Origin of the sequence: Pseudomonas sp., assembly GCF_050739995.1 — a bacterium.
Taxonomy (GTDB): domain Bacteria; phylum Pseudomonadota; class Gammaproteobacteria; order Pseudomonadales; family Pseudomonadaceae; genus Aquipseudomonas.
Genome location: NZ_JBOICG010000461.1, coordinates 1 through 2082, shown reverse-complemented (window position 1 = coordinate 2082; position 2082 = coordinate 1). Strand labels below are relative to the sequence as shown.

The window sequence follows — 2082 nt, the reverse complement described above, 5'->3', positions numbered from 1 at the left end:
GCGTCAACGAGCAATAAAAAGCCCCCTGGCCGCAAGGCGAGGGGGCTTTTTCTTGGGCGCTTGACTTACATGTTCGGGTAAGTCGGACCACCGGCGCCTTCCGGCGTCACCCAGGTGATGTTCTGCGAAGGGTCCTTGATGTCACAGGTCTTGCAGTGCACGCAGTTCTGGGCGTTGATCTGGAAGCGCTTCTCGCCGTCTTCCTGGGTGATCACCTCGTACACGCCGGCCGGGCAGTAGCGCTGTGCCGGTTCATCGTAGAGCGGCAGGTTGGTGCCGATCGGGATGCTCGGATCTTTCAACTTCAAGTGGCACGGTTGTTCTTCTTCATGGTTGGTGCCAGAGATGAACACCGAGCTCAGCTTGTCGAAGCTCAGCTTGCCGTCGGGTTTCGGGTAGTCGATCTTCTTGCTGTCCTTGGCCAGCTTGAGGCAGGCGTAGTCCGGCTTGGTGTCGTGCAGGGTGAACGGCATCTTGCCGCCCAGGATGTTCTGGTCGAACCAGTTGAAGCCAGCGCCGAGGATCGGGCCGAACTTGTGCATCGCCGGGCCGAAGTTGCGGCTGGCGAACAGTTCTTCGTAGAGCCAGCTGGATTTGAAGCTGTCGACGTACGCGGTCAGTTCATCACCACCTTCGGATTCGGCGAACAGGCGGTCGGCGACGGCGTCGGCGGCGAGCATGCCGGACTTCATCGCGGTGTGGCTGCCCTTGATCTTGGCGAAGTTCAGGGTGCCGAGGTCGCAACCGATCAGCGCGCCACCTTTGAAGACCATCTTCGGCAACGAATTCAGGCCGCCTTTGCAGATGGCACGAGCGCCGTAACTGATGCGCTTGCCGCCTTCGAGGTACTGGGCCAGCACCGGGTGATGCTTGAGGCGTTGGAACTCATCGAACGGCGACAGGAACGTGTTGCTGTAGGACAGGTCCACGATCAGGCCAACGACCACCTGGTTGTTTTCCAGGTGATAGAGGAACGAGCCGCCGGTGTTCTCGGCGCTCATGATGTCCAGCGGCCAACCGGCGGTGTGTACCACCAGGCCTGGCTGGTGCTTGGCTGGGTCGATTTCCCAGATTTCCTTGAGACCGATGCCGTAGTGCTGGGCGTCGGCGTCGCTGTCCAGGTTGAAACGCTGGATCAGTTGCTTGCCGATGTGGCCACGGCAACCTTCGGCGAACAGCGTGTACTTGCCGCGCAGTTCCATGCCTGGGGTGTAGACGCCTTCTTTCGGATGACCTTCGCGGTCGACGCCGAGGTCGCCGGTGATGATCCCGCGCACCACGCCGTTTTCGTCGAACAGCGCTTCCTGGGCGGCGAAGCCTGGGTAGACTTCCACGCCCAGGTTCTCGGCCTGCTGGGCCAGCCAGCGGCACAGGTTGCCCAGGGAGATGATGTAGTTGCCTTCGTTGTGCATGGTCTTGGGCACAAAGAAGTCAGGAACCTTGGTGGAGGTGTCGGCGCTGCGCAGTACATAGATGTCATCGCGCACCACAGGGGTGTTGAGCGGGGCGCCGAGCTCTTTCCAGTCCGGGAACAGTTCGTTCAGGGCACGTGGTTCGAACACGGCACCGGAGAGGATGTGGGCGCCGACTTCGGAGCCTTTCTCGACCACGCAGACGCTGATTTCTTTACCGGCTTCGGCGGCCTTCTGCTTCAGTCGGCAGGCGGCAGACAGGCCCGCCGGGCCGGCGCCGACGATGACCACGTCGAATTCCATGTATTCGCGTTCCACAGGCTATCTCCTACTCAAGGCTCAACAGGCTTTTTTTTCTAATGGGTGGAGGTTCGGTATCGTCTTACAACAACGGCAAGACCCACCGCTCTCTCTAGGTGGCGCATTATATATAGACCACTGTCAGCGTCCAATACAAACGTTTGTTTGAATTGGTTGAAAGCTAGGTAAATCAAAGCAACGCGGCTTATGACTGGCTATTTTGGCGTATTGACCAGAATAGGCGTTCCGGTCAATATACGGTCGGTTTTGCGCTTACCGTAGGCAGACTGCAGGTTTCAAGAGCACGTCCAAAAGCAAGACAGGTGACGCGTGCCTCAACGATGGCGCGCAGTTTACACGCTGCGATAAA

1 protein-coding gene is annotated in these 2082 nt (G+C 59.1%); it reads right to left on the bottom strand.

Going from position 1 to position 2082, the window contains the following annotated elements; genetic code table 11:
- Nucleotides 1-65: 65 nt before the first annotated feature.
- Nucleotides 66-1730 carry an electron transfer flavoprotein-ubiquinone oxidoreductase gene (locus tag ACRESD_RS15345; protein ID WP_431751697.1) on the bottom strand — a complete coding sequence of 555 codons (1665 nt, stop codon included), beginning with the start codon at nt 1728-1730 and terminating at the stop codon, nt 66-68.
- Nucleotides 1731-2082 lie beyond the last annotated feature (352 nt).